The sequence below is a fragment of the Bacillus sp. FJAT-45066 genome (genome assembly GCF_002335755.1).
GTDB classification, from domain to species: Bacteria; Bacillota; Bacilli; order Bacillales; family Bacillaceae_I; genus Bacillus_CD; species Bacillus_CD alkalisoli.
Genome location: NZ_NISQ01000001.1, coordinates 2,433,440 through 2,450,895, shown reverse-complemented (window position 1 = coordinate 2,450,895; position 17,456 = coordinate 2,433,440). Strand labels below are relative to the sequence as shown.

The window sequence follows — 17,456 nt, the reverse complement described above, 5'->3', positions numbered from 1 at the left end:
TAGAGAGGAGTCGATAAGTATGAATACGAATCAAAAAACGGAAGAAAAGCTAAAAGACATTTCTAGTGAACAAAAACAGGAGATCTTAGATAATTTCCAAGGGTTCATGGATTATTTAAAAAAGCAAATTAACCGCGGAGAAAAACTAGGTTTAAATGAAGAGCAATTAGCAAAAGCGGCAGAAAAGGTTGCCGAGCATTTGAACAAACATGAAGAACCACAAAACCGTGAAGAATACGTCTTAAACAAAATGTGGAATGTAGCAAAAGATGACGAAAAACATGCTATCGCACATGTATTAGTACGTTTGGCAAAAGAAGAAGGAAACGTTTAAACTATTAAGGTAATATATAAGTAGAAACTACTATTTTAATTTCTCGTCTCAAAAAGTGTTTAATCTTTCGCAAACCATGGTAAATGTATTTATGTGAGTTCGTTTCTAATGAAAAATCAAATCATCATGAGAAGCTAAATTCATTATGAAACGGACTCATGAAAAATTCATAAAACCATTAACAGGAGGATGATGAACATGACAAACAATAATAATCAGAATCAGAGCAATGGTACAATGAGTTATGAAGAAAGAGGTCGTAAAGGTGGAGAAGCAACGAAGCAAAGTCAAGGCAAAGACTTTTACGAAGAGATTGGTCAAAAAGGCGGAGAAAAAACAAAGCGTGAGCATGGCACGGAACATTACGAGGAAATTGGACAAAAGGGCGGCCGTAGCTCCAATTAATAATATAGGACAAGCTATTCGATAATAATAAAAAGAAGCCGATTTTGGCTTCTTTTTTGTATCTTCTAAAAGTACATACTCCTTTACTCTATAAGCATCATACAGTGAACCATACGGAATTGAGAAGGAGGCTACTTTAATTATGATTATGTATCAAGGATACGGTGGTCAACCAATATATTATCATTGGCCAACTTTTCCTAGTCATCAACATATGACTACACACCAACACGATAGTTCTCACACGCATAATTATCACCCACATGCACATTTTGGATATTTTTATCCTTGGAACTTGTACACAGAACGTAGTTGGATGTACTAAATACAAAAAGCAAGAGAGGAAGTGTTATCGTTATAACTTCATCTCTTGCTTGCGTTTAAAGTTTATATTTGTCTAGTTTTTTCTTTTTTCTGAGAAGCGTTACGATTCCATGGTGTGCCTAAGAAAGGAAGTGCCCAACGATCTAGTCCAATCCACCCTGAATTTTTCCAAGCAAGTACGAGCCATGTTGCAAGGACGAATAATATTGGATTCGTACTTAGTGTTCCTGCAAAAAGGAAACTCACATTCATTACTCCGCCAAAAAATGCTGCGATACCAGTTAATAAACCAAGAATTAGTCCTATTCCAACCAAAAGCTCACCGTATGCAACTACATAACTGAATACTTCCGCATTTGGGAGAGCCACATTTTCTAAAAAGCTTGCATACCAACCTGTTACATCTGCACCACTTTCTGCTTTTGCGATAGCGCCATTTAAATAACCTTTAACAGCTGCACCAGCATTTTCTCCAGTCCAAGCATCACTTGTAACCTTCTTCCATCCAGCTGTAAGCCATGCATATCCAACGTATAGTCTAACAATTAACCAAATCCAAGCAGCGCGTGTACTGCTGAATAGAAACTTTGAAACGGGATTTTCAGGGATAATAATATTACTTCCTTTACTTTGCAAATAAACGCCTCCCTTTTCTAAAAAAACAAGCAATTTTTTGTTAATTTCTACCTTAATTGTAACGAGGAAAAGCGTTTAATTATGTGATATTTATCACACCTTTGGAAAATAGTAAGTTGTAATAGTTAATCATATGCACTTAAACTAGGTAAGTTTCATAGTGTATATGAATAATTTTTCGCGAATCTTAAAAAGATATATGTGATATAAGTTTTTTAGCTATATTTTATTAGGAGGCGTTCACTCATGTGGAATGCCCTGTTTTGGGGGACGTTAGCAGCATCTGCAACAATGGCAGGAGCTATATTAGCAATGAAAGTAACGATACCTCATCGCATTGTCGGTTACATAATGGCTCTAGGGACTGGTGCTTTAATTGGAGCAACTGCTTATGAGCTGCTTGAGGGTTCATTAGAAATTAGTGGATTTAAAGAAGTGGCAATTGGCTTTTTAGGTGGTGCATTAACCTTTACAGTCCTAGACTATTTTGTTTCACATAAAGGAGGGCATCAACGAAAAGGAGTGGACCGAGAGCAGAAAAAAACAGATAGTTCTTCTGGTATGGGGATTTTTATCGGAAGCGTCATGGATACAATACCAGAAACAGCATTGATTGGAATGAGTTTGATTGGCGGTGGATCTGTTAGCTTAGCACTAGTAGTATCAGTGTTTATAAGTAATATTCCGGAAGGGCTTTCGAGTACAATAGGACTTAGAAAAAGTGGCTTCTCGAAAAAAAAGATCCTCATTATGTGGGGCTTCGTTGTTATTGCTTCCGCCTTGAGTGCGGTAGGTGGAGCAACTATTTTTGCAGAAGCATCCAATAGTATGAAAGCCATTGTAAGTTGTTTTGCAGGAGGTGCCATCATTGCAATGATTGCCTCGACGATGATGCCAGAAGCATATAAAGAAGGCGGACCAACAGTTGGATTTGTAACTTCCATAGGAATCTTTATAGCTTTATGGTTGCATCATTTATAGGCATCTAATGTGCAGATAGATTAAGTCTATCTGTTTTTTTGTTATTCGTTTACATTTGTTCATTTGAAATGTAATATTTTACAGTAAGAGATTTTTTATAAGGGGTAAAATAATGAAAAGTATATCTAAAAGTAATTCTAAGATTAGATACTTCTTGCTACTATTAATGTATTTAATAATTGTTTCTTTAGTCTTTTATAGTACACCCTCCATGACAATTTTTATGTTATGCTTATTCCTTATTACTATATATTTTATATTTTTATATTATATTAGTTTAAAAGAAGGAATGACGCTAAGAAAAAGAATTCCATACGTTTTCGTAACAATATTTACAGCGTTACTGGTCAATTGGTTATTAGGATCGCCGATTAAGATGCACATTGTAATTATAGCTGTAACATCTACAGCTATTGCTTCACATATAGAGCAAAGAAAGAATATGGAAAAGGAGAATACATATATGGAAAAGGAGAATACATAATTGAAAAAACTTTTATTCATAATATCTTTAATATATCTCTCAGCTTGCAACGTAAATCAAGTTGATACAATGGTGCTTTTAAATGAAAAAGTGACAAAAGTGGAAGTATCCAGATCTAACGGCATAGGGGATGTGAATTTAGATATTCTAACAACGTATGAGGACAAGCCAACCATTAGAATTTTTGAAAATGCTATTAAAAGTGCAGTGCAAAAAGAAGTCACTATACCGAAATCTACACCAGATTATGACTTAATCATTGATTATGGAGACAACTTTCCAAGGCATGCCATCCATTTGTGGCTTGGAAATGATAAAGAACAAAGTATTATGATGTACATGGTTGAAGGTGGAGATACTTACGTCACTTCCATGAAGATAACAAAAGCTTTAAGAGATCTACTACTAAATGCGGAATAGATAAAAGGAGAATAAGCCATTGCCAGGAACAAAAAGAGCTAAAATAAAAATAGGAACGAAAGTGAAAGTAGTTCAAAAGCAAGATCAACGTAGTGGGAAGTTAACGGAAGGTATTGTATCCAAACTACTCACTAATTCCCCAACACATCCTCATGGAATAAAAGTAATGTTACAAAATGGTGTGGTTGGTAGAGTGAAAGAGATTATTGAGTAGCACAAACAAATAAAAACAAATTTCCCCGGAAATAGACATGTGAAGTTGGAAATAGTCGAAAAAATGTTCCCTCCTAATGGTAAAGTTAGGATGGAATATTTTTTTTCGAAATTATTGTAACTTTTTTTGCATAAATGCAGTTGATTGTATGAAGGAGGGAAAAGATGCGAAAAGAAAGAAAAATTGAAGACATTTACATGCTATATATGAAAGATCTTTTTCGATACATTTATTCCCTCTGTAAGAACAAGGAACAAACCGAAGACATTGTTCAAGAAACATTTTATCGAGTGTACATCTATATCGATTCTTATAAAGGAGAAGAAATTAAACCTTGGTTATTTAAAATAGCCTATAATACTTTCATAGATACGTATAGGAAAGAAAGTCGAATGACCTATCTAGACGCTGAATTGTTGAATAATGTAGAGAAAAGTATAGGTGCAGAACAACAATTTTTCCAAAAACATGAAGTAAGTAACTGGTTAAAAGAAGTACATAATCTTTCTATAGAAAAAAGAAATGCAGTAATACTTAGAGACTATCATTCTTTTAGTTATCAGGAGATTTCAGAGCTTTTGGACTTGTCCCTTAGCTACAGAATTTGCATGTGGAAAGGTGCTCTTCTATCTCTGTATCTTCTGTATGTGTACATTCGCCGTTTATGCAGAATACGGAATGTTTCTTAATGCTACGATTGATAAAGAACTAAGAAGTAAGGTAGGTAGTGAGCAAAAAACAGTTGGTAAGTTGTACGGAAGTATGTTTTTTGACATGGTTGATATTAAACGAGAGTGGCTCGATGGACAATACGATATTAACTTAAGCTTTGTGCACCCTGACTTTTTTGATCAAGAGGATCCTCATCTTTTTCCGTTGGAAGATGTATGGAATCTCAGGGATGAAATATGGGGAGTACTAGATCTATTACCTGAAGGAACTGTTTCCGAAGTGGCTATATCCTTTGACCAACTATATTCAATTGATGAAGTATACTCCATATTGAGTCGATATCCAGATTTGGAGATTGTATGGTACGCAATGAATACAGGGAGTGAGGTTGAACACTCCAATCGCTTTGGTCCGTTTTTGCATGCTAGGGAAGGTTTATTTGGTTTAAATGAAAATGCTATATGGGACTTAATGGAGAATAATAATTCAATTCTAGTAAGAGGAGAAGGTAAGCGAAGAGAAGAAGCATTCATTAACAGTCTGGAATTTGTATCTGAGTATGAAAGAAAAGGTTGGATAAGAAGTTATTTTTATGGAGAATCCATTCAAAAGCGGCTAGAATACGTAAAGGAACATGGCTCTAAGAGTTATGGAGTTTGTGTAACAGGCCCAACCAAAGAGTTATTAAAGTTACAAAATGAAGAAAGAATCCAATATGCTTCTTTAGGTGAAGTGGAATGGTGGAATCTGCATCAAAAAGGAATCAGTGGTAGAATAAGCAATTAAAGTTTAAAGAAAAATCCACTCATCATAACAATGGGTGGATTTTTTTTCTATATCAATACTCCGCCTAAAGGTTTTAAACTAAAATAAGCTAATGCTTGATTCACATCAGTGATGCTATAAATCTCATTTTCTATACAATACTGTATGATTAGATCAAAGGTTTCGCTTTCAGATAGCGTATACCCAGCTGAGCTTAGAAGTTCTTCTGCGTCTTTTAATCTTAGTTTTAAGGATAAAACTAAAGATATAACCGTATTCTTGCTAGGCTTATATTCTGGGTTAGAACGGATTTTGGAGAAATGCCTTCTGTCTATGCCAGCTCTTTTATACACATCCGCATCACTTTCTCCTATATTATCGATGAATTGAAAAAGCAACTCTTGTAGTGTTGGCTTCCGTTTTTCCTTAATAAAATTTTCCATATGTATCATTTCAAGGCTTTCTTTAGCTTCAAAGTCTGTGTCGTGGTTTGCTTGTAGTGTAGGTGGATGTAAGTGAAAATCAATGTATTCTTCTAAAGATTTCAACTGTATTTTTGTAAGCATAGCTCTCCTCCAAAATGTCGCTTGTGAGGCGACCAAATTATGGATAAATATAGGTATCATTATAGCATATTCAAATAAATGGAGGTTGAGAGATATGAATAAGAATGTAACAGAAATTGTTTTTCTACTAGATCGAAGTGGTTCTATGTCAGGATTGGAAAATGATACTATTGGTGGTTTTAATGCATTTGTTCAAAAGCAGGCGGGACTAGAAGGGGAAACTTTATTAACTGCAGTCCTTTTTGACGATAAGTATCAAGTTTTATGGGATGGAGTAAATGCGAATGATGTGAAGCTAACAAGTAACGAGTATTACGTAAGGGGCATGACGGCACTCTTAGATGCTGTTGGGAAATCTATATTAACTGTTGGTAACCGATTAGCAATGACAAAAGAAGAAGACAGACCTGGAAAGGTTATTTTTGTTATCACAACGGATGGGATGGAAAATTCAAGTAGTGAGTTTACTTATGGAAAAGTGAAGGAGCTAATTAACCATCAAAAAGAAAAATACAACTGGGAATTCATCTTCATGGGAGCCAATATAGATGTATCAAAAGAAGCAGATAGCCTTGGAATTGACGCAGAAAATGCATTTAACTTTGAAGCATCGGAAAAAGGCGTAGAAGCAATGTACAACATCGTTTGCGAAGCAGTAATGGAAAAAAGAGTATAATTTATTTCAAGAATATTACAAGCGCCAGGCACTTGTAATATTCTTGAAATATTTAAAAGGTGTGTGCTAAGTCTTTTGCTCTTGCGATAGCATTTTCTTTAATTTCTTGTGCTTTGTCTGGCATTGCAGCGTGCCCTTCTACGAACAACCCTTCGAATGAAGGTACTCCGTAAAATTGCATCATGATGTCTAAATAACGGTGTCCCATTTCCATAGCCGCCGCAGGTCCTTCTGAATAAATTCCTCCACGTGCTTGAATGTGAAGTGCTTTTTTATCCGTTAACAATCCTACTGGACCTTCAGCTGTATACTTAAATGTTTTTCCTGCTACTGACACAGAGTCAATGTAAGCTTTTAATACAGGCGGGAAGGAGAAGTTCCATAATGGCGTAACGAATACATACTTATCAACCAAAATAAACTGTTCCACTAGTTCATTTAAACGACCAACTTTTGCTTTTTCTTCAGCAGATAGCTCATCAAAACTTTGCCCAGAACGTAATTTTCCCCAACCATTGAATACATCTACATCAATGTGTGGAATATCTTCCGTATATAGATCTAAATTAATTATTTCATGATCAGGATTCATATCTTTATATGTGTCAATAAAAGCCTTTCCAACTGCCATGCTATAAGACAAAGTATCATCATGAGGGTGTGCTGTAATATATAAAACTTTTGTCATTCTTTAACGTCCCTTTCTCTTACAAATATATTTGTCGTTTTATTTTTGGCCAAAAATTAGAATTTAAGTATTTATTTTAAATGAAAATATCTCAAATTCAAGATTTATTATAAAACATTGAAAATTATTATTCAAATATAATGCACAAAAAAAGAGGACTGTCATAAAGACACTCCGTAATAAGCTAAATTAATTAATCATTATTTTCGATAACGTATGGATTACCGCTAATATTTGCTCTCATCTCTTCCGTTAGTTTGAATGATTCAGTTGCTGTTTCCACTTTAACTTCCCCATACTGTTGGATACTTCCGTCATAATGTAATGGTTTACCTTCCATGTCCAAGCACCTCCATATCTATTAGTATGAACCTTACTAAATTTTTTATTTAAAATGTGTAAGATTATACTTTTGGGCTTTACTACTAACTAAGGGTTTATATTACAATAATAACATAAAATACCTAATTATAGGTTAAATGTCATGAAAAAATCAGAAGAAATTCTTGTGAATATAAATGTATTTTCAAATTTTAGGGCTTTCGTTATCATTAAATTATAGAAGGAGTTGAATATGTTGGAAATCAAAAAAATAACTGCTATAAAACTTGAGGAAAAAATGAAAGAAGAAGAACATACCATCATTTTAGATGTAAGAGCAATAGAAAAATACAATACATATCATATACAAGATGATAACGTGGAGTCGATAAATATTCCCAAAACGATCATTTTGAGTGAAAGTGAAAATAAAATGGACATTCAAAACTTTCTTCCAAAACATAAAGAAATCATAGTTACATGTACAACAGGAAACTCAGCGATGAAGTGTGCAACTATACTTGCTGAGAATGGGTACGATGTTTCGGTTTTAGATGGTGGATTGACTGCTTGGAAAGAACGTGAGGAAACAAAATGATTTTGAAGAATTAGGTCCAAATAAAATATGGCTAAGAGTAGAAGTGGACAACCATCAAACAATTAAATCATAGAAAAGAATCGGAATTATGGGTGGTAACACTTATATAGAAATAGAGCCAGGCATAAGAGGAGAGCATGGTATCTATTCATTAGATGGAACAAAAAAGGATGAATAAGAATAGGATACAATTATTTGTCCTTTTTTTGAAAAAATAATTGTATACATAGATGATAATTGTGGTAAAATTAAGTTAGAACGTATGTTCTTTTTTTAAATTCAAAGGAAGAGGTGCACGTAATGAATGTACATATCCATCCGTATATCGTGTTAGATGGGAACGCTAAAGAAGCAGTTGGTTTTTATTCAAAAGCTCTTGGTGCAGAAGTGATAGGGATACAATCTTTTGGAGATATGCCAGACAACCCAGAATATCCAACTCCTCCAGAAATGAAAGAAAGAGTATTACATGCAAGTTTACAACTAGGAAATGCACGCCTTATGTTTTCAGATACAATGCCAGGCCAACCATACGAACTTGGAAATCAAGTAACAATCGCCGTTACTTTAAGTAATGTCGAAAAATCAAAAGATATTTTTGAAAAATTAAGCGAAAACGGAAAAGTGACAATGCCATTACAAGAAACTTTCTGGAGTCCTTCTTATGGGCAAGTAACAGATAAGTATGGTGTACACTGGCAAGTTTCTGTTGAAGTAGCACATTAAGGAATCGCGAAAAAAGGACTCACTTTGTTAAAAAGTGGTCTTTTTTTATTTGACTATATCTAGGAAAAATTGTAAATTTATTATATACCTCATAAAACTAGGTAGGTGAAGCACAATGTATGATCGTGAACTGATAAAAGGAAGTACTTCCCTCATCATACTCCAGTTATTAACCTCAGGAGATATGTATGGGTATCAAATTGTGAAAGAAATGGGACAACGTAGCGACAATACGCTAGATGTAAAAGAAGGTACTATTTATCCAGGACTACACAAGCTTGAAGAAAAAGGGTACATTACTTCCTACTGGAAAGAACAGGAAAAAGGTCCCGCAAGGAAGTACTATGCAATAACAGAGAATGGGAATGGATTACTTCAAGATAAAAAGAAAGAATGGAATTCCTTTGTAAAAATGATGAATCAAATGTTGGGTAGACATATATGAGCAGAGGAAAAGAATTGTTTCTAAACCAACTTGAAAAGGAACTGGAGTTTCATCCAAACTCTGAAGATATTTTGTTAGAATATGAAGTTCATTATGAATCTAAACTTCGGGATCTGATTTTAACTGGCTTGAGTAAAGAAGACGCGGAAGAAAAAGTGTTAGAACAGCTAGGTAATCCGAAGATAATTGCTTCACAGTTTTGCTACAAGCCTCTTAGTAAAAAGAAGTTGAGTAATGTCACTGTCTCTTTCAATTATTTACTTTTTTTAACTGGAATACTATTAACAATAAGTCTATACAGTAGTGAATTTCCATTTGCTACAACACTCTGGCAAACTTTAGCGCAAAAGAAATGGTTCGTACTATTCTTATATTTTTCTCTTTGGATTGTAGTAGGCTACGCCATTGGAAGGATTTATGGCTTTAACGGAAAGGAAACGTTAAACACTATTCTAAAATTAGCGTTAGTACCGAATGTGATATTAATGCTACTCGTGTTGTACTTTGAGCCGATTAAGAATATTTTTGAACCGTTATTGAGTCCTGCGTTTTTTCTAACATGTGTGATTGTGACAATACTTTTTTATCCTATTAGTAAAATCAGTTATAAATATGGAATAACAAAGGGATAACATCCCTACTTTTTTTAAACACATACATAGAATTACTAGGTATGTATTTATCTATGGAGGTGCAGAAAAGATGCTTATTGGAGTGTTATTTGTATTCTTTTTTGGTATTTTTCCTGTATTGTTAGGAACTTATCTTATTAGTTTATACGTTTTTAAAGATTCAAAGAAAATCCTGATTTTTTTGTATAGTATCCCAGTTGTATTAATCATATTCATTGGAGGCTATATCGTTTACGAACGTAATTACCATTTCGTGAAAAGTACGGACATTCCTTATGAATCACAAGAGGTATTTTATGTTGGTGATGCGATCGAAGACGTAAAAAATTTTTATGGAGAAAATTATTATTCAACGGTTGAACAAGGAATGAGTGTTATTGGATATGTCGATAGAAACCGAAAAATGAACCTTGTATTCTGGCATTATCAAGGAGAGGTATACCAAGTATGGGTGCGAAGAATGGAATAGGAGGTATTAACGGATGTTATTTTTTGATATTTTGTTTAGTACTATTTTTCCTATTGTAATAATTTGCTTTGTTATTTTGATTCTCTATTCTAATAGAAAAAAGAAGGGAAGAAAAGTTGTAATTATATTCTTCATCCTTTACATGGTTGGAAAAGTTTCATACAGCGCTTATCATTCCATCTATTATCCTGCGAAAATGACAAAAGACGTAGAAGTGTACTTGGTTGAGCAGGGCTATAATCAAGAAGACTTTAAAATTGTTGGAACTGAGCGAAATGCGTTTTTAGGGTACTTAGCTCTGGTGGAGTTTTCCGATGAACCTGAAACTTATTATTTCTATCGGTATGAAAGGGAGACAATCTCACAAGTGCTTCATAGTGGATTTGCCGAAAAACATGTAGAGTAGGAACACGAAGAGTAAAGAGAGAGGTGTTATAAGTGTACAAAAATTTTTTAGTGGTTTTTAGTATTTTTATAGTCTTTATAACTGGTTGTAATAATGTTAGTCGTGAAGAAGCTATGAAGAATGTTGAATCAACAAACTTACTTAACGAGAATATTAGTGGTATTAAATTAGGCATGGTAATTACAGATGATGAATTTATAAAAGAACATGGCAGATTTAATTCTTATCCTTATGATGATGAAGATGAGTTACCGTATGAACTACTATGGAACGATAAACTTTTGATTAGAGCACTAAAAGAATCAGGTGAGATTATTTTAATTGCTCCGGAAGAAAAGAATATGTCAGCATCTACTGAGAAAGGTGTCAAGATAGGAACCCCTCTAGAAAATGTCATAGAAGTTTATGGTGGTAACTACTATACCTATGAGGATAATGACCAAGGTTTACACGAAATCGGATATGTTGACCATGAACATAACATCAGTCTGTCTTTTGTGCATTTTTATGGGAAGGTAACGAATATTAGCTTGAGGAAAGATAAACCTTAATAATAATTTGAAGTTAAACACATGAGGATGATGAAGTTGATTTTTACTAAATAACTTAGATTAAACATTATAAGGCCTCTCAAGTTCATTCTCACCACAGAGAAATTCAAAAATGAACTTGATAAGACCACTCAACTTCATTTTCAGCATAGAAAAAGTTCAAGAATGAATTTGATAAGACCACTCAAGTTCATTTTCACCAAAGAGAAGTTCAAAAATGAACTTGATAAAAAAAGAATGAAGCAAAACCAGTGACATAAATTGAAGTGGTCCAAAGAAACTATCGATTATTCTTTGGAGCCAAAACCTTTTTGCGCTTTTGTCCCAGCCTTAATTTATCCTTCGTTTACAGATGTACCGCTGTTTCTATAGCGGTTGAACCGATGATCATTCTACATAAATTATTTTCAAACTTTCCACTTCCAAACAGTTAAGTCTGCCTCCATAAGCACACCCACCATCAATACCGATAATGTTATTTTTGCCGAAATATACTTCAGGGCTGTTATGTAAGTACTTTGTTGGTGTGTGTCCGAAAATAACTGTTTTAGGGCCGGCATAACCTTGGTGAAATTCTTCTCGAATCCATACAAGTGTATGTTGGTCTGTTTCATGAAGTAATGTTGTTGGATGCACCCCAGCGTGTACAAAAATGTGAGTGTCTGTTTCATAATAATAGGGTAGTTCATGAAGAAATTGAATATGTTCTTTAATTTCTTCGTTCATTTCTATAAGATCTGGCATTTCCTCCGTCGTGTACCAAAACTTTGCGTCGTCTTTTGCAATATCGTATCCATAGTTTTGAAGTGTCTTTATACCACCATTGTAATACCATCTCTTTAAACTCATTGGATCTCCTTGAAAAGCGTCCATCATCATTTTTTCATGATTTCCAATCAGGGCGATGGCACCATCTTTCTTCAACTCTATTACTTTATCTATTACTTGTTTTGACTCTAGACCTCTGTCAACATAATCACCTAGGAGTAAAAGTTGGTCGTTTTCACTGTTATATTGAACTAATTTCAATAGTCTTTCGAACTTCTTTAAGTCACCGTGTATGTCACTAATAGCTAGCAGTCGCTTCAAATTTATCACTCCCATTTACCTGTTAAATTTATACTAACACAATGGGGATAATTTAAAGGTAATAATAATAAGTTTGGAGGTTTGGACAATACCAATAAGTATTTCTAGGATATTGCTAGTGCCTGTTACAATTCCAGAATATTTAATAGTGGTATGAACTTTAAAGGTTACAGCTATATTGGGTAAGATAAAAGTAAGTATAATATGGAAAGGTGTGATAAATGTGGAAAGTAAACCTGTCACTGAAATCTTGAGCAATCATAAAGAGTCGATGGTGATCAAGCGATTAATAGGAATGTAAGAGCCAAGGGAAATAAAACCACTGGCTCTTTTGTATTAGAAAATGTGTTCAGGAACAAGGGGATTTTCTTTTACCTTCCATATACAACAACATCAATTGTACTTTCTTCCTCCACTGAAATTTCAGCCAATATAGTCAGTCTTGTCCCTGGAATTGAAAAAACATCTGTACAAGATTCGCCTGGAGCAAGTTTGAATTTTTTTAATGGAATAAGTAATTCACGTTCTTCTGTAAGCACAAACTGAAAGTGAACAGTTGCCTCAGAATCACTTTGATTTTCTGTAGTTATACGTATTTCATCGTAATAAGCAACATAAATACTCTTTTTAGGAAAACGGCTCGTTACGTTCGTTACCCCTTTTCTGACCGTTTGCCCACCTAAAGGGGTTCGGAAAATCATCTTCGTTCCTTTTGTGTACTTTTGCCCAACATAAAATTGATCTCTACTATCCAACGGAAACACTCCTTTTCTATTAGTAGATGTAATAGAGTTGCTAGAGGAGTAGTTAATATACCCAAAAAATAAAAAAAGGCTATAGTCCATCGCTATTACAACAGTGCTACTAGACTACAGCCTTTTTCAATATTACAGATTTGTTAAAAGTGCCTGGCACCTGTAAAAATATTGCAATACCTGTGTAATTTTTGTTACTTCAATAGTTTTCTTACCCATTTTACTTTGTCGCCATATGGTGGGAAGGCAAGGTTTGAGCCGATTTTCGTGCTTTTCTTTAGGATGCTTTTTTCGTGGGAGAAGACGTTAAAACTATGTTCTCCGTGGTAAGCACCAATTCCTGAGTTACCAACACCACCAAATGGTAGATTTGGGTTAGATACATGTGAGATCGTGTCGTTAATGCAGCCGCCACCAAATGAAACACGTTGAAGCACTTCTTTTTCCGCATCAGCGCTTTCAGTAAACATGTATAGGGCTAGTGGTTTTGGGTGCTCATTTATCATAGAAATCGCATAATCAAGCTCCGTATATTCAAGTATAGGAAGAATTGGTCCGAAAATCTCGTCTTCCATACAAGCGTCATCCCAGTTAACTCCATCCAAAATAGAAGGTTCAATGTATAAATCACCCCTATCAACTCTACCACCGTAAACTAGTTTCTCACGGTCGCGTTCCACTATAGAAACTAATCGATCAAACTGTCTTTCATTCACTATACGACCGTAATCTGGACTCTCCGAAGCATGCTCCCCGTAAAACTCTTTTATTGCTTCTTTCATCTTTGAAATCAGTGAATCTTTAATGCTTTTATGTGCAAGCACGTAGTCAGGTGCAATACACGTTTGGCCGGAATTCATTAGTTTACCCCAAGCAATTCGCTTTGCTGCTAAATCTAAGTTGGCTGTAGAGTCAACAATTACAGGGCTTTTTCCTCCAAGTTCCAAAGTTACTGGAACTAAGTTTTTCGCAGCAGCTTCCATGACAATTTTTCCAACAGGGACACTTCCTGTAAAGAAAATCTTGTCAAAAGGAGCATGAATTAAGGTAGAAGTTGTTTCTCGTTCCCCTTCAATCACCCGAATATAGCGCTCATCAAAATTTTCACTAATTATTTTGTTGATCAAAGCGGAAACATTTGGTGTGCTTTCGGAAGGCTTTAACACGACACAATTACCAGCAGACATTGCTCCAATTAATGGCTCCATCACAAGTTGGAATGGGTAGTTAAACGGGCCGACTATTAACACAGTGCCATAAGGTTCTTTCATTAAGTAGCTTTTGGATGGCATTTGATAAACTGGCGTTTTAACTTTCTTTGGCTTCATCCATTTTTCAATATTTTTCGTCATCGATCGAATGGTGTCTAATACAAAACCAATCTCCGTTGTATACCCTTCGAATTCACTTTTTCTCAGATCCTTATACAAAGCATCTAGTATCTCTTTTTCAGAGGACTGAATCGCTTCTTTTAATTTATTTAATTGCTCTATGCGAAAGCTTGCTTGAAAGGTGTGACCTTCTCTAAAAAAATCTTTATGTTCTTTCAAAATCACATTCATGTTTTGTTCGGTAAGTACTTTCATAGTTTAGGCCCCCTATTTTTATTCCTTATTTATATTCAAAGGTTTAAATATTTAAACCAACCAAATTTTTATCAGTTTTAAAGACAATCTTTTTCTACGGATTCAATTAATTGTTTTAATAATGTTAATGAATCTTCAAGTGCTAATGAATAAAACCGCTGAGTACCTTGTTGTTCTACTTTTATAAGGGCGTTACTTTTAAGAATTTTTAAATGATGAGAAATAGCTGGGCGAGATAAAGAAGAGTAGCCTGTTATATCATTTACTGTTAATTTTTTATGTTCACCTAAAAGCAAAATAATGTCTTGTCGATGTGGATCACTTAACGCCTGAAAAGTGGGAATACATGTGCGTAGTATGTCCAAAGCTTTTTGCCCCATCTATTAAACCCCCTTTTATAAAGTTTAAATGTTTAAAAGTTTAAACGCTTTGTTCAGATTAAATTTAGCATGTAGGTATAAATAAATCAATTAGCGAAGAATGGATAATAATGCATGCAAAAGGTGTCAGTGATAAAATTAAAGTGAATTTGCAAATTGCATTTATAGTTGGCATAAAAGGAGATGGATATAATGGCTAAGGATGAACTGCTACAGGCTTACAAAGATGCAAACTATCAGCTACATGGACACGGTATAAGAAATATTCAAGTTTTACAAAAAGCAATCATGTCGCTGGACGAGGACCAAGAAAGTGATATGTATGGACAAGGTAAAATAATTGAAGAATTTCAAGAGAAAATGGCGGATTTTTTAGGGAAGGAGTCAGCAGTGTTTTTCCCGAGTGGGACAATGGCCCAACAAATCGCATTAAGAATATGGGCGGATGAAAAACACAAATATAAAGTTGCATACCATCCACTTTGTCATCTCGAAATTCATGAAGAGGATGGGTTGAAAGAGTTACATAAGATCGAGACCGTATTATTAGCAGACGAAAGTAGAGTTATAGAATTAGAAGATGTCGTTAACATGCAAGAGGATATAGCATGCTTATTATTAGAATTACCACAACGAGAAATCGGAGGCAAGTTGCCTAGTTATGAAATGCTTGAATCAATCTCTAGTTATTGCAAAGAAAGAGGAATTAGACTGCACCTAGATGGAGCAAGGCTTTACGAAGTTTTACCATATTATAAGAAAACTGCTTCTGAAATTTGCCGTTTGTTTGATAGTGTATACATTTCTTTTTATAAGGGCATTGGTGGGGTAGCGGGTGCCATTCTCGCTGGAAGTCAAGAGTTTATGAAAGAGTCGAAAATTTGGAAAAAGCGGTACGGAGGAGATTTGATTAGTCTATATCCTTATATTGTGGCTGCGGATTATTACTTTGAAGAAAGACTTCATAAGATGGAGCAATATTATAGAGCGGCAGTAGAACTTGCAAAACTTTATAATGGTTGTTCAAAAGTGTCAACTATCCCTGAAATTCCTGTTTCTAACATGTTCCATGTTCATATTGATGCTCCAAAAGAAGTTTTACAGCGCATTTTTACTGAGTTATATAAGGAAACAGGTATAGGAATCACAGGGTATATTAAAGAGAAAAGTGATGGGAATAGTACGTATGAAGTAAGTATAGGGGACCAATATAATAAAATTCCTAAAGAAACATTAAAGAACCTTTTTGAGCAATTGAATGAAGAGTTAAAGTAAATGAAAAGGACTGCTCTCGATTAAAGAGGCAGTCCTAATTTTTATGCTTGTAATTTAACTTTTAATTTTTCTAACATATCAACCGTCATCTTCTCTAAATTGTAGTCGGCTTTAAAGCCCCACTCTACTTTTGCACATTTAGAGTCGATAGAATTTGGCCAACTGTCTGCGATAGCTTGACGAACTGGATCTACCTTGTAGTCCATTTCAAAAGAAGGAATATGTTTTCTAATCTCAGCAGCAATTTGTTCTGGCTCAAAGCTCATTGCTGTCACATTAAACGAGTTACGATGAGATAACTTAGTTGCGTCTGCTTCCATTAAATTAACAATCGCATTTAACGCATCAGGCATGTACATCATATCCATGTATGTACCTTTGTCGATGTAAGAAGTGTAACGACCATTTTTAATTGCTTCATAATAAATTTCTACCGCATAGTCAGTAGTTCCGCCTCCTGGAGGTGCTACATAAGAAATTAAACCAGGGAAACGAAGTCCACGAGTATCTACTCCGAACTTATGGAAGTAGTAGTCACATAATAACTCACCAGAAACTTTGTTCACACCATACATCGTAGTTGGGCGCTGAATAGTATCTTGTGGTGTTAAATCTTTCGGTGTCATTGGACCGAATGCACCAATTGAGCTTGGTGTAAAGAATTGTGTATTAAGTTCACGAGAGACTTCTAACGCGTTTACTAATCCTCCCATGTTCAAGTTCCATGCTAATAACGGATTTGCTTCGGCTGTCGCAGATAATAGAGCAGCTAAATGAATAACTGTATCTACTTCATGGGTTTTAGCAATTTCAAACATTAATTTTGCATCTGTAACGTCTAATATTTCAAATGGACCAGATTCCGTAATGTCACTACCGTTGTTACGAATGTCTGTTGCAATAACGTTTTCTGCTCCGTAATTTTCTCTTAATTTAGATGTAAGCTCAGAACCGATTTGGCCAAGAGCACCAGTAATTAATATTTTTTTCATTTTGAAAATCCCCCAATGCATTCTAGCTGATTAATCAATACTTGAGGGGAAATAGAATATTTCCCC

General features: G+C 34.7%; 27 protein-coding genes. 18 read left to right on the top strand and 9 right to left on the bottom strand.

Annotated features, from left to right (window positions below; translation table 11 throughout):
* Positions 1-19 precede the first annotated feature (19 nt).
* The 3 genes from CDZ92_RS12510 (at position 20) to CDZ92_RS12500 (ending at position 1,064) form a co-directional block, all read left to right on the top strand.
* A complete protein-coding gene (locus CDZ92_RS12510; RefSeq protein WP_096155543.1) occupies positions 20-334 on the top strand; it encodes a DUF3243 family protein in 315 nt (104 codons plus the stop codon).
* A gap of 198 nt (positions 335-532) precedes the next feature.
* Entirely contained in the window at positions 533-739 is a 207-nt protein-coding gene (locus CDZ92_RS12505) for a stress-induced protein, KGG, repeat-containing protein (RefSeq protein ID WP_096155542.1), read from the top strand.
* Positions 740-881: 142 nt separating this feature from the next.
* Entirely contained in the window at positions 882-1,064 is a 183-nt protein-coding gene (locus CDZ92_RS12500) for a hypothetical protein (RefSeq protein ID WP_096155541.1), read from the top strand.
* Positions 1,065-1,126: 62 nt separating this feature from the next.
* Here the strand turns inward: CDZ92_RS12500 and CDZ92_RS12495 are convergent, their stop codons facing one another.
* A complete protein-coding gene (locus tag CDZ92_RS12495; protein WP_096155540.1) occupies positions 1,127-1,699 on the bottom strand; it encodes a DoxX family protein in 573 nt (190 codons plus the stop codon).
* Positions 1,700-1,945: 246 nt separating this feature from the next.
* Here CDZ92_RS12495 and CDZ92_RS12490 point away from each other — a divergent pair, with 246 nt between their 5' ends.
* The 6 genes from CDZ92_RS12490 to CDZ92_RS12465 all read left to right on the top strand — a co-directional run bounded on the left by CDZ92_RS12490 (position 1,946) and on the right by CDZ92_RS12465 (position 5,256).
* Positions 1,946-2,680, top strand: coding sequence for a ZIP family metal transporter (locus CDZ92_RS12490; protein ID WP_096155539.1), 735 nt, complete (start codon positions 1,946-1,948; stop codon positions 2,678-2,680).
* A 112-nt stretch (positions 2,681-2,792) separates the two neighbouring features.
* Positions 2,793-3,164: a hypothetical protein gene (locus CDZ92_RS12485; RefSeq protein WP_096155538.1), complete on the top strand. Its 372-nt coding sequence runs from the start codon at positions 2,793-2,795 to the stop codon at positions 3,162-3,164.
* Positions 3,165-3,584 carry a hypothetical protein gene (locus CDZ92_RS12480; protein WP_096155537.1) on the top strand — a complete coding sequence of 140 codons (420 nt, stop codon included), beginning with the start codon at positions 3,165-3,167 and terminating at the stop codon, positions 3,582-3,584. It begins immediately after the preceding gene.
* 19 nt (positions 3,585-3,603) lie between these two features.
* Complete coding sequence (locus CDZ92_RS12475; protein ID WP_096155536.1) at positions 3,604-3,798, top strand: YwbE family protein; 195 nt, start codon at positions 3,604-3,606, stop codon at positions 3,796-3,798.
* 164 nt (positions 3,799-3,962) lie between these two features.
* Positions 3,963-4,487 carry a sigma-70 family RNA polymerase sigma factor gene (locus tag CDZ92_RS12470; RefSeq protein WP_096155535.1) on the top strand — a complete coding sequence of 175 codons (525 nt, stop codon included), beginning with the start codon at positions 3,963-3,965 and terminating at the stop codon, positions 4,485-4,487.
* Positions 4,477-5,256 carry an anti-sigma factor C-terminal domain-containing protein gene (locus CDZ92_RS12465; protein ID WP_176483763.1) on the top strand — a complete coding sequence of 260 codons (780 nt, stop codon included), beginning with the start codon at positions 4,477-4,479 and terminating at the stop codon, positions 5,254-5,256. Before CDZ92_RS12470 ends, CDZ92_RS12465 begins: the two co-directional genes overlap by 11 nt.
* A gap of 47 nt (positions 5,257-5,303) precedes the next feature.
* On the opposite strand, the gene CDZ92_RS12460 is transcribed toward CDZ92_RS12465, so the two are convergent.
* Positions 5,304-5,801, bottom strand: a complete 498-nt coding sequence (locus tag CDZ92_RS12460; RefSeq protein WP_096155533.1) for a hypothetical protein — start codon at positions 5,799-5,801, stop codon at positions 5,304-5,306.
* Positions 5,802-5,895: 94 nt separating this feature from the next.
* Here CDZ92_RS12460 and CDZ92_RS12455 point away from each other — a divergent pair, with 94 nt between their 5' ends.
* Complete coding sequence (locus CDZ92_RS12455; RefSeq protein WP_096155532.1) at positions 5,896-6,477, top strand: vWA domain-containing protein; 582 nt, start codon at positions 5,896-5,898, stop codon at positions 6,475-6,477.
* Between the two features lie 52 nt (positions 6,478-6,529).
* On the opposite strand, the gene CDZ92_RS12450 is transcribed toward CDZ92_RS12455, so the two are convergent.
* Positions 6,530-7,165 (bottom strand): FMN-dependent NADH-azoreductase, encoded by a 636-nt coding sequence (locus CDZ92_RS12450; protein WP_096155531.1) that lies wholly within the window; start codon positions 7,163-7,165, stop codon positions 6,530-6,532.
* Between the two features lie 193 nt (positions 7,166-7,358).
* Positions 7,359-7,505 (bottom strand): hypothetical protein, encoded by a 147-nt coding sequence (locus CDZ92_RS20020; protein ID WP_176483762.1) that lies wholly within the window; start codon positions 7,503-7,505, stop codon positions 7,359-7,361.
* 234 nt (positions 7,506-7,739) lie between these two features.
* Between CDZ92_RS20020 and CDZ92_RS12445 the strand changes: the two genes are divergently transcribed.
* The 7 genes from CDZ92_RS12445 (at position 7,740) to CDZ92_RS12415 (ending at position 11,313) form a co-directional block, all read left to right on the top strand.
* Positions 7,740-8,084: a rhodanese-like domain-containing protein gene (locus CDZ92_RS12445; RefSeq protein ID WP_255249811.1), complete on the top strand. Its 345-nt coding sequence runs from the start codon at positions 7,740-7,742 to the stop codon at positions 8,082-8,084.
* A 300-nt stretch (positions 8,085-8,384) separates the two neighbouring features.
* Entirely contained in the window at positions 8,385-8,810 is a 426-nt protein-coding gene (locus CDZ92_RS12440) for a VOC family protein (RefSeq protein ID WP_096155530.1), read from the top strand.
* Positions 8,811-8,925: 115 nt separating this feature from the next.
* The gene (locus tag CDZ92_RS12435; protein WP_096155529.1) at positions 8,926-9,255 is read left to right on the top strand and encodes a PadR family transcriptional regulator; all 330 of its coding nucleotides are present in this window, start codon (positions 8,926-8,928) and stop codon (positions 9,253-9,255) included.
* Positions 9,252-9,887: an HAAS signaling domain-containing protein gene (locus tag CDZ92_RS12430; RefSeq protein ID WP_096155528.1), complete on the top strand. Its 636-nt coding sequence runs from the start codon at positions 9,252-9,254 to the stop codon at positions 9,885-9,887. Before CDZ92_RS12435 ends, CDZ92_RS12430 begins: the two co-directional genes overlap by 4 nt.
* A gap of 70 nt (positions 9,888-9,957) precedes the next feature.
* A complete protein-coding gene (locus tag CDZ92_RS12425; protein ID WP_096155527.1) occupies positions 9,958-10,356 on the top strand; it encodes a hypothetical protein in 399 nt (132 codons plus the stop codon).
* A 13-nt stretch (positions 10,357-10,369) separates the two neighbouring features.
* On the top strand, positions 10,370-10,762 hold the full coding sequence (locus CDZ92_RS12420) for a hypothetical protein (protein WP_096155526.1): 393 nt from the start codon (positions 10,370-10,372) through the stop codon (positions 10,760-10,762).
* Positions 10,763-10,794: 32 nt separating this feature from the next.
* The gene (locus CDZ92_RS12415; protein ID WP_096155525.1) at positions 10,795-11,313 is read left to right on the top strand and encodes a hypothetical protein; all 519 of its coding nucleotides are present in this window, start codon (positions 10,795-10,797) and stop codon (positions 11,311-11,313) included.
* Positions 11,314-11,700: 387 nt separating this feature from the next.
* On the opposite strand, the gene CDZ92_RS12410 is transcribed toward CDZ92_RS12415, so the two are convergent.
* The 4 genes from CDZ92_RS12410 to CDZ92_RS12395 all read right to left on the bottom strand — a co-directional run bounded on the left by CDZ92_RS12410 (position 11,701) and on the right by CDZ92_RS12395 (position 15,123).
* Positions 11,701-12,402, bottom strand: coding sequence for a metallophosphoesterase family protein (locus CDZ92_RS12410; protein WP_096155524.1), 702 nt, complete (start codon positions 12,400-12,402; stop codon positions 11,701-11,703).
* A gap of 371 nt (positions 12,403-12,773) precedes the next feature.
* On the bottom strand, positions 12,774-13,157 hold the full coding sequence (locus tag CDZ92_RS12405) for a hypothetical protein (RefSeq protein WP_096155523.1): 384 nt from the start codon (positions 13,155-13,157) through the stop codon (positions 12,774-12,776).
* Between the two features lie 194 nt (positions 13,158-13,351).
* The gene (locus CDZ92_RS12400) at positions 13,352-14,743 is read right to left on the bottom strand and encodes an aldehyde dehydrogenase (RefSeq protein ID WP_096155522.1); all 1,392 of its coding nucleotides are present in this window, start codon (positions 14,741-14,743) and stop codon (positions 13,352-13,354) included.
* A gap of 77 nt (positions 14,744-14,820) precedes the next feature.
* The gene (locus CDZ92_RS12395; protein WP_096155521.1) at positions 14,821-15,123 is read right to left on the bottom strand and encodes an ArsR/SmtB family transcription factor; all 303 of its coding nucleotides are present in this window, start codon (positions 15,121-15,123) and stop codon (positions 14,821-14,823) included.
* Positions 15,124-15,315: 192 nt separating this feature from the next.
* On the opposite strand from CDZ92_RS12395, the gene CDZ92_RS12390 reads away from it, so the two are divergent.
* Positions 15,316-16,398 carry a threonine aldolase family protein gene (locus CDZ92_RS12390; RefSeq protein ID WP_096155520.1) on the top strand — a complete coding sequence of 361 codons (1,083 nt, stop codon included), beginning with the start codon at positions 15,316-15,318 and terminating at the stop codon, positions 16,396-16,398.
* 41 nt (positions 16,399-16,439) lie between these two features.
* Here the strand turns inward: CDZ92_RS12390 and CDZ92_RS12385 are convergent, their stop codons facing one another.
* Positions 16,440-17,390, bottom strand: coding sequence for an L-threonine 3-dehydrogenase (locus tag CDZ92_RS12385; protein WP_096155519.1), 951 nt, complete (start codon positions 17,388-17,390; stop codon positions 16,440-16,442).
* Positions 17,391-17,456 lie beyond the last annotated feature (66 nt).

Bases quoted from the DNA above. Each gene is read 5' to 3' on its own strand.
- CDZ92_RS12510 (WP_096155543.1), top strand. From the start codon at position 20: ATGAATACGAATCAAAAAACGGAAGAAAAGCTAAAAGACATTTCTAGT.
- CDZ92_RS12505 (WP_096155542.1), top strand. From the start codon at position 533: ATGACAAACAATAATAATCAGAATCAGAGCAATGGTACAATGAGTTAT.
- CDZ92_RS12500 (WP_096155541.1), top strand. From the start codon at position 882: ATGATTATGTATCAAGGATACGGTGGTCAACCAATATATTATCATTGG.
- CDZ92_RS12490 (WP_096155539.1), top strand. From the start codon at position 1,946: ATGTGGAATGCCCTGTTTTGGGGGACGTTAGCAGCATCTGCAACAATG.
- CDZ92_RS12485 (WP_096155538.1), top strand. From the start codon at position 2,793: ATGAAAAGTATATCTAAAAGTAATTCTAAGATTAGATACTTCTTGCTA.
- CDZ92_RS12470 (WP_096155535.1), top strand. From the start codon at position 3,963: ATGCGAAAAGAAAGAAAAATTGAAGACATTTACATGCTATATATGAAA.
- CDZ92_RS12465 (WP_176483763.1), top strand. From the start codon at position 4,477: ATGTTTCTTAATGCTACGATTGATAAAGAACTAAGAAGTAAGGTAGGT.
- CDZ92_RS12460 (WP_096155533.1), bottom strand. From the start codon at position 5,801: ATGCTTACAAAAATACAGTTGAAATCTTTAGAAGAATACATTGATTTT.
- CDZ92_RS12455 (WP_096155532.1), top strand. From the start codon at position 5,896: ATGAATAAGAATGTAACAGAAATTGTTTTTCTACTAGATCGAAGTGGT.
- CDZ92_RS12450 (WP_096155531.1), bottom strand. From the start codon at position 7,165: ATGACAAAAGTTTTATATATTACAGCACACCCTCATGATGATACTTTG.
- CDZ92_RS20020 (WP_176483762.1), bottom strand. From the start codon at position 7,505: ATGGAAGGTAAACCATTACATTATGACGGAAGTATCCAACAGTATGGG.
- CDZ92_RS12445 (WP_255249811.1), top strand. From the start codon at position 7,740: ATGTTGGAAATCAAAAAAATAACTGCTATAAAACTTGAGGAAAAAATG.
- CDZ92_RS12440 (WP_096155530.1), top strand. From the start codon at position 8,385: ATGAATGTACATATCCATCCGTATATCGTGTTAGATGGGAACGCTAAA.
- CDZ92_RS12435 (WP_096155529.1), top strand. From the start codon at position 8,926: ATGTATGATCGTGAACTGATAAAAGGAAGTACTTCCCTCATCATACTC.
- CDZ92_RS12430 (WP_096155528.1), top strand. From the start codon at position 9,252: ATGAGCAGAGGAAAAGAATTGTTTCTAAACCAACTTGAAAAGGAACTG.
- CDZ92_RS12425 (WP_096155527.1), top strand. From the start codon at position 9,958: ATGCTTATTGGAGTGTTATTTGTATTCTTTTTTGGTATTTTTCCTGTA.
- CDZ92_RS12420 (WP_096155526.1), top strand. From the start codon at position 10,370: ATGTTATTTTTTGATATTTTGTTTAGTACTATTTTTCCTATTGTAATA.
- CDZ92_RS12400 (WP_096155522.1), bottom strand. From the start codon at position 14,743: ATGAAAGTACTTACCGAACAAAACATGAATGTGATTTTGAAAGAACAT.
- CDZ92_RS12395 (WP_096155521.1), bottom strand. From the start codon at position 15,123: ATGGGGCAAAAAGCTTTGGACATACTACGCACATGTATTCCCACTTTT.
- CDZ92_RS12390 (WP_096155520.1), top strand. From the start codon at position 15,316: ATGGCTAAGGATGAACTGCTACAGGCTTACAAAGATGCAAACTATCAG.
- CDZ92_RS12385 (WP_096155519.1), bottom strand. From the start codon at position 17,390: ATGAAAAAAATATTAATTACTGGTGCTCTTGGCCAAATCGGTTCTGAG.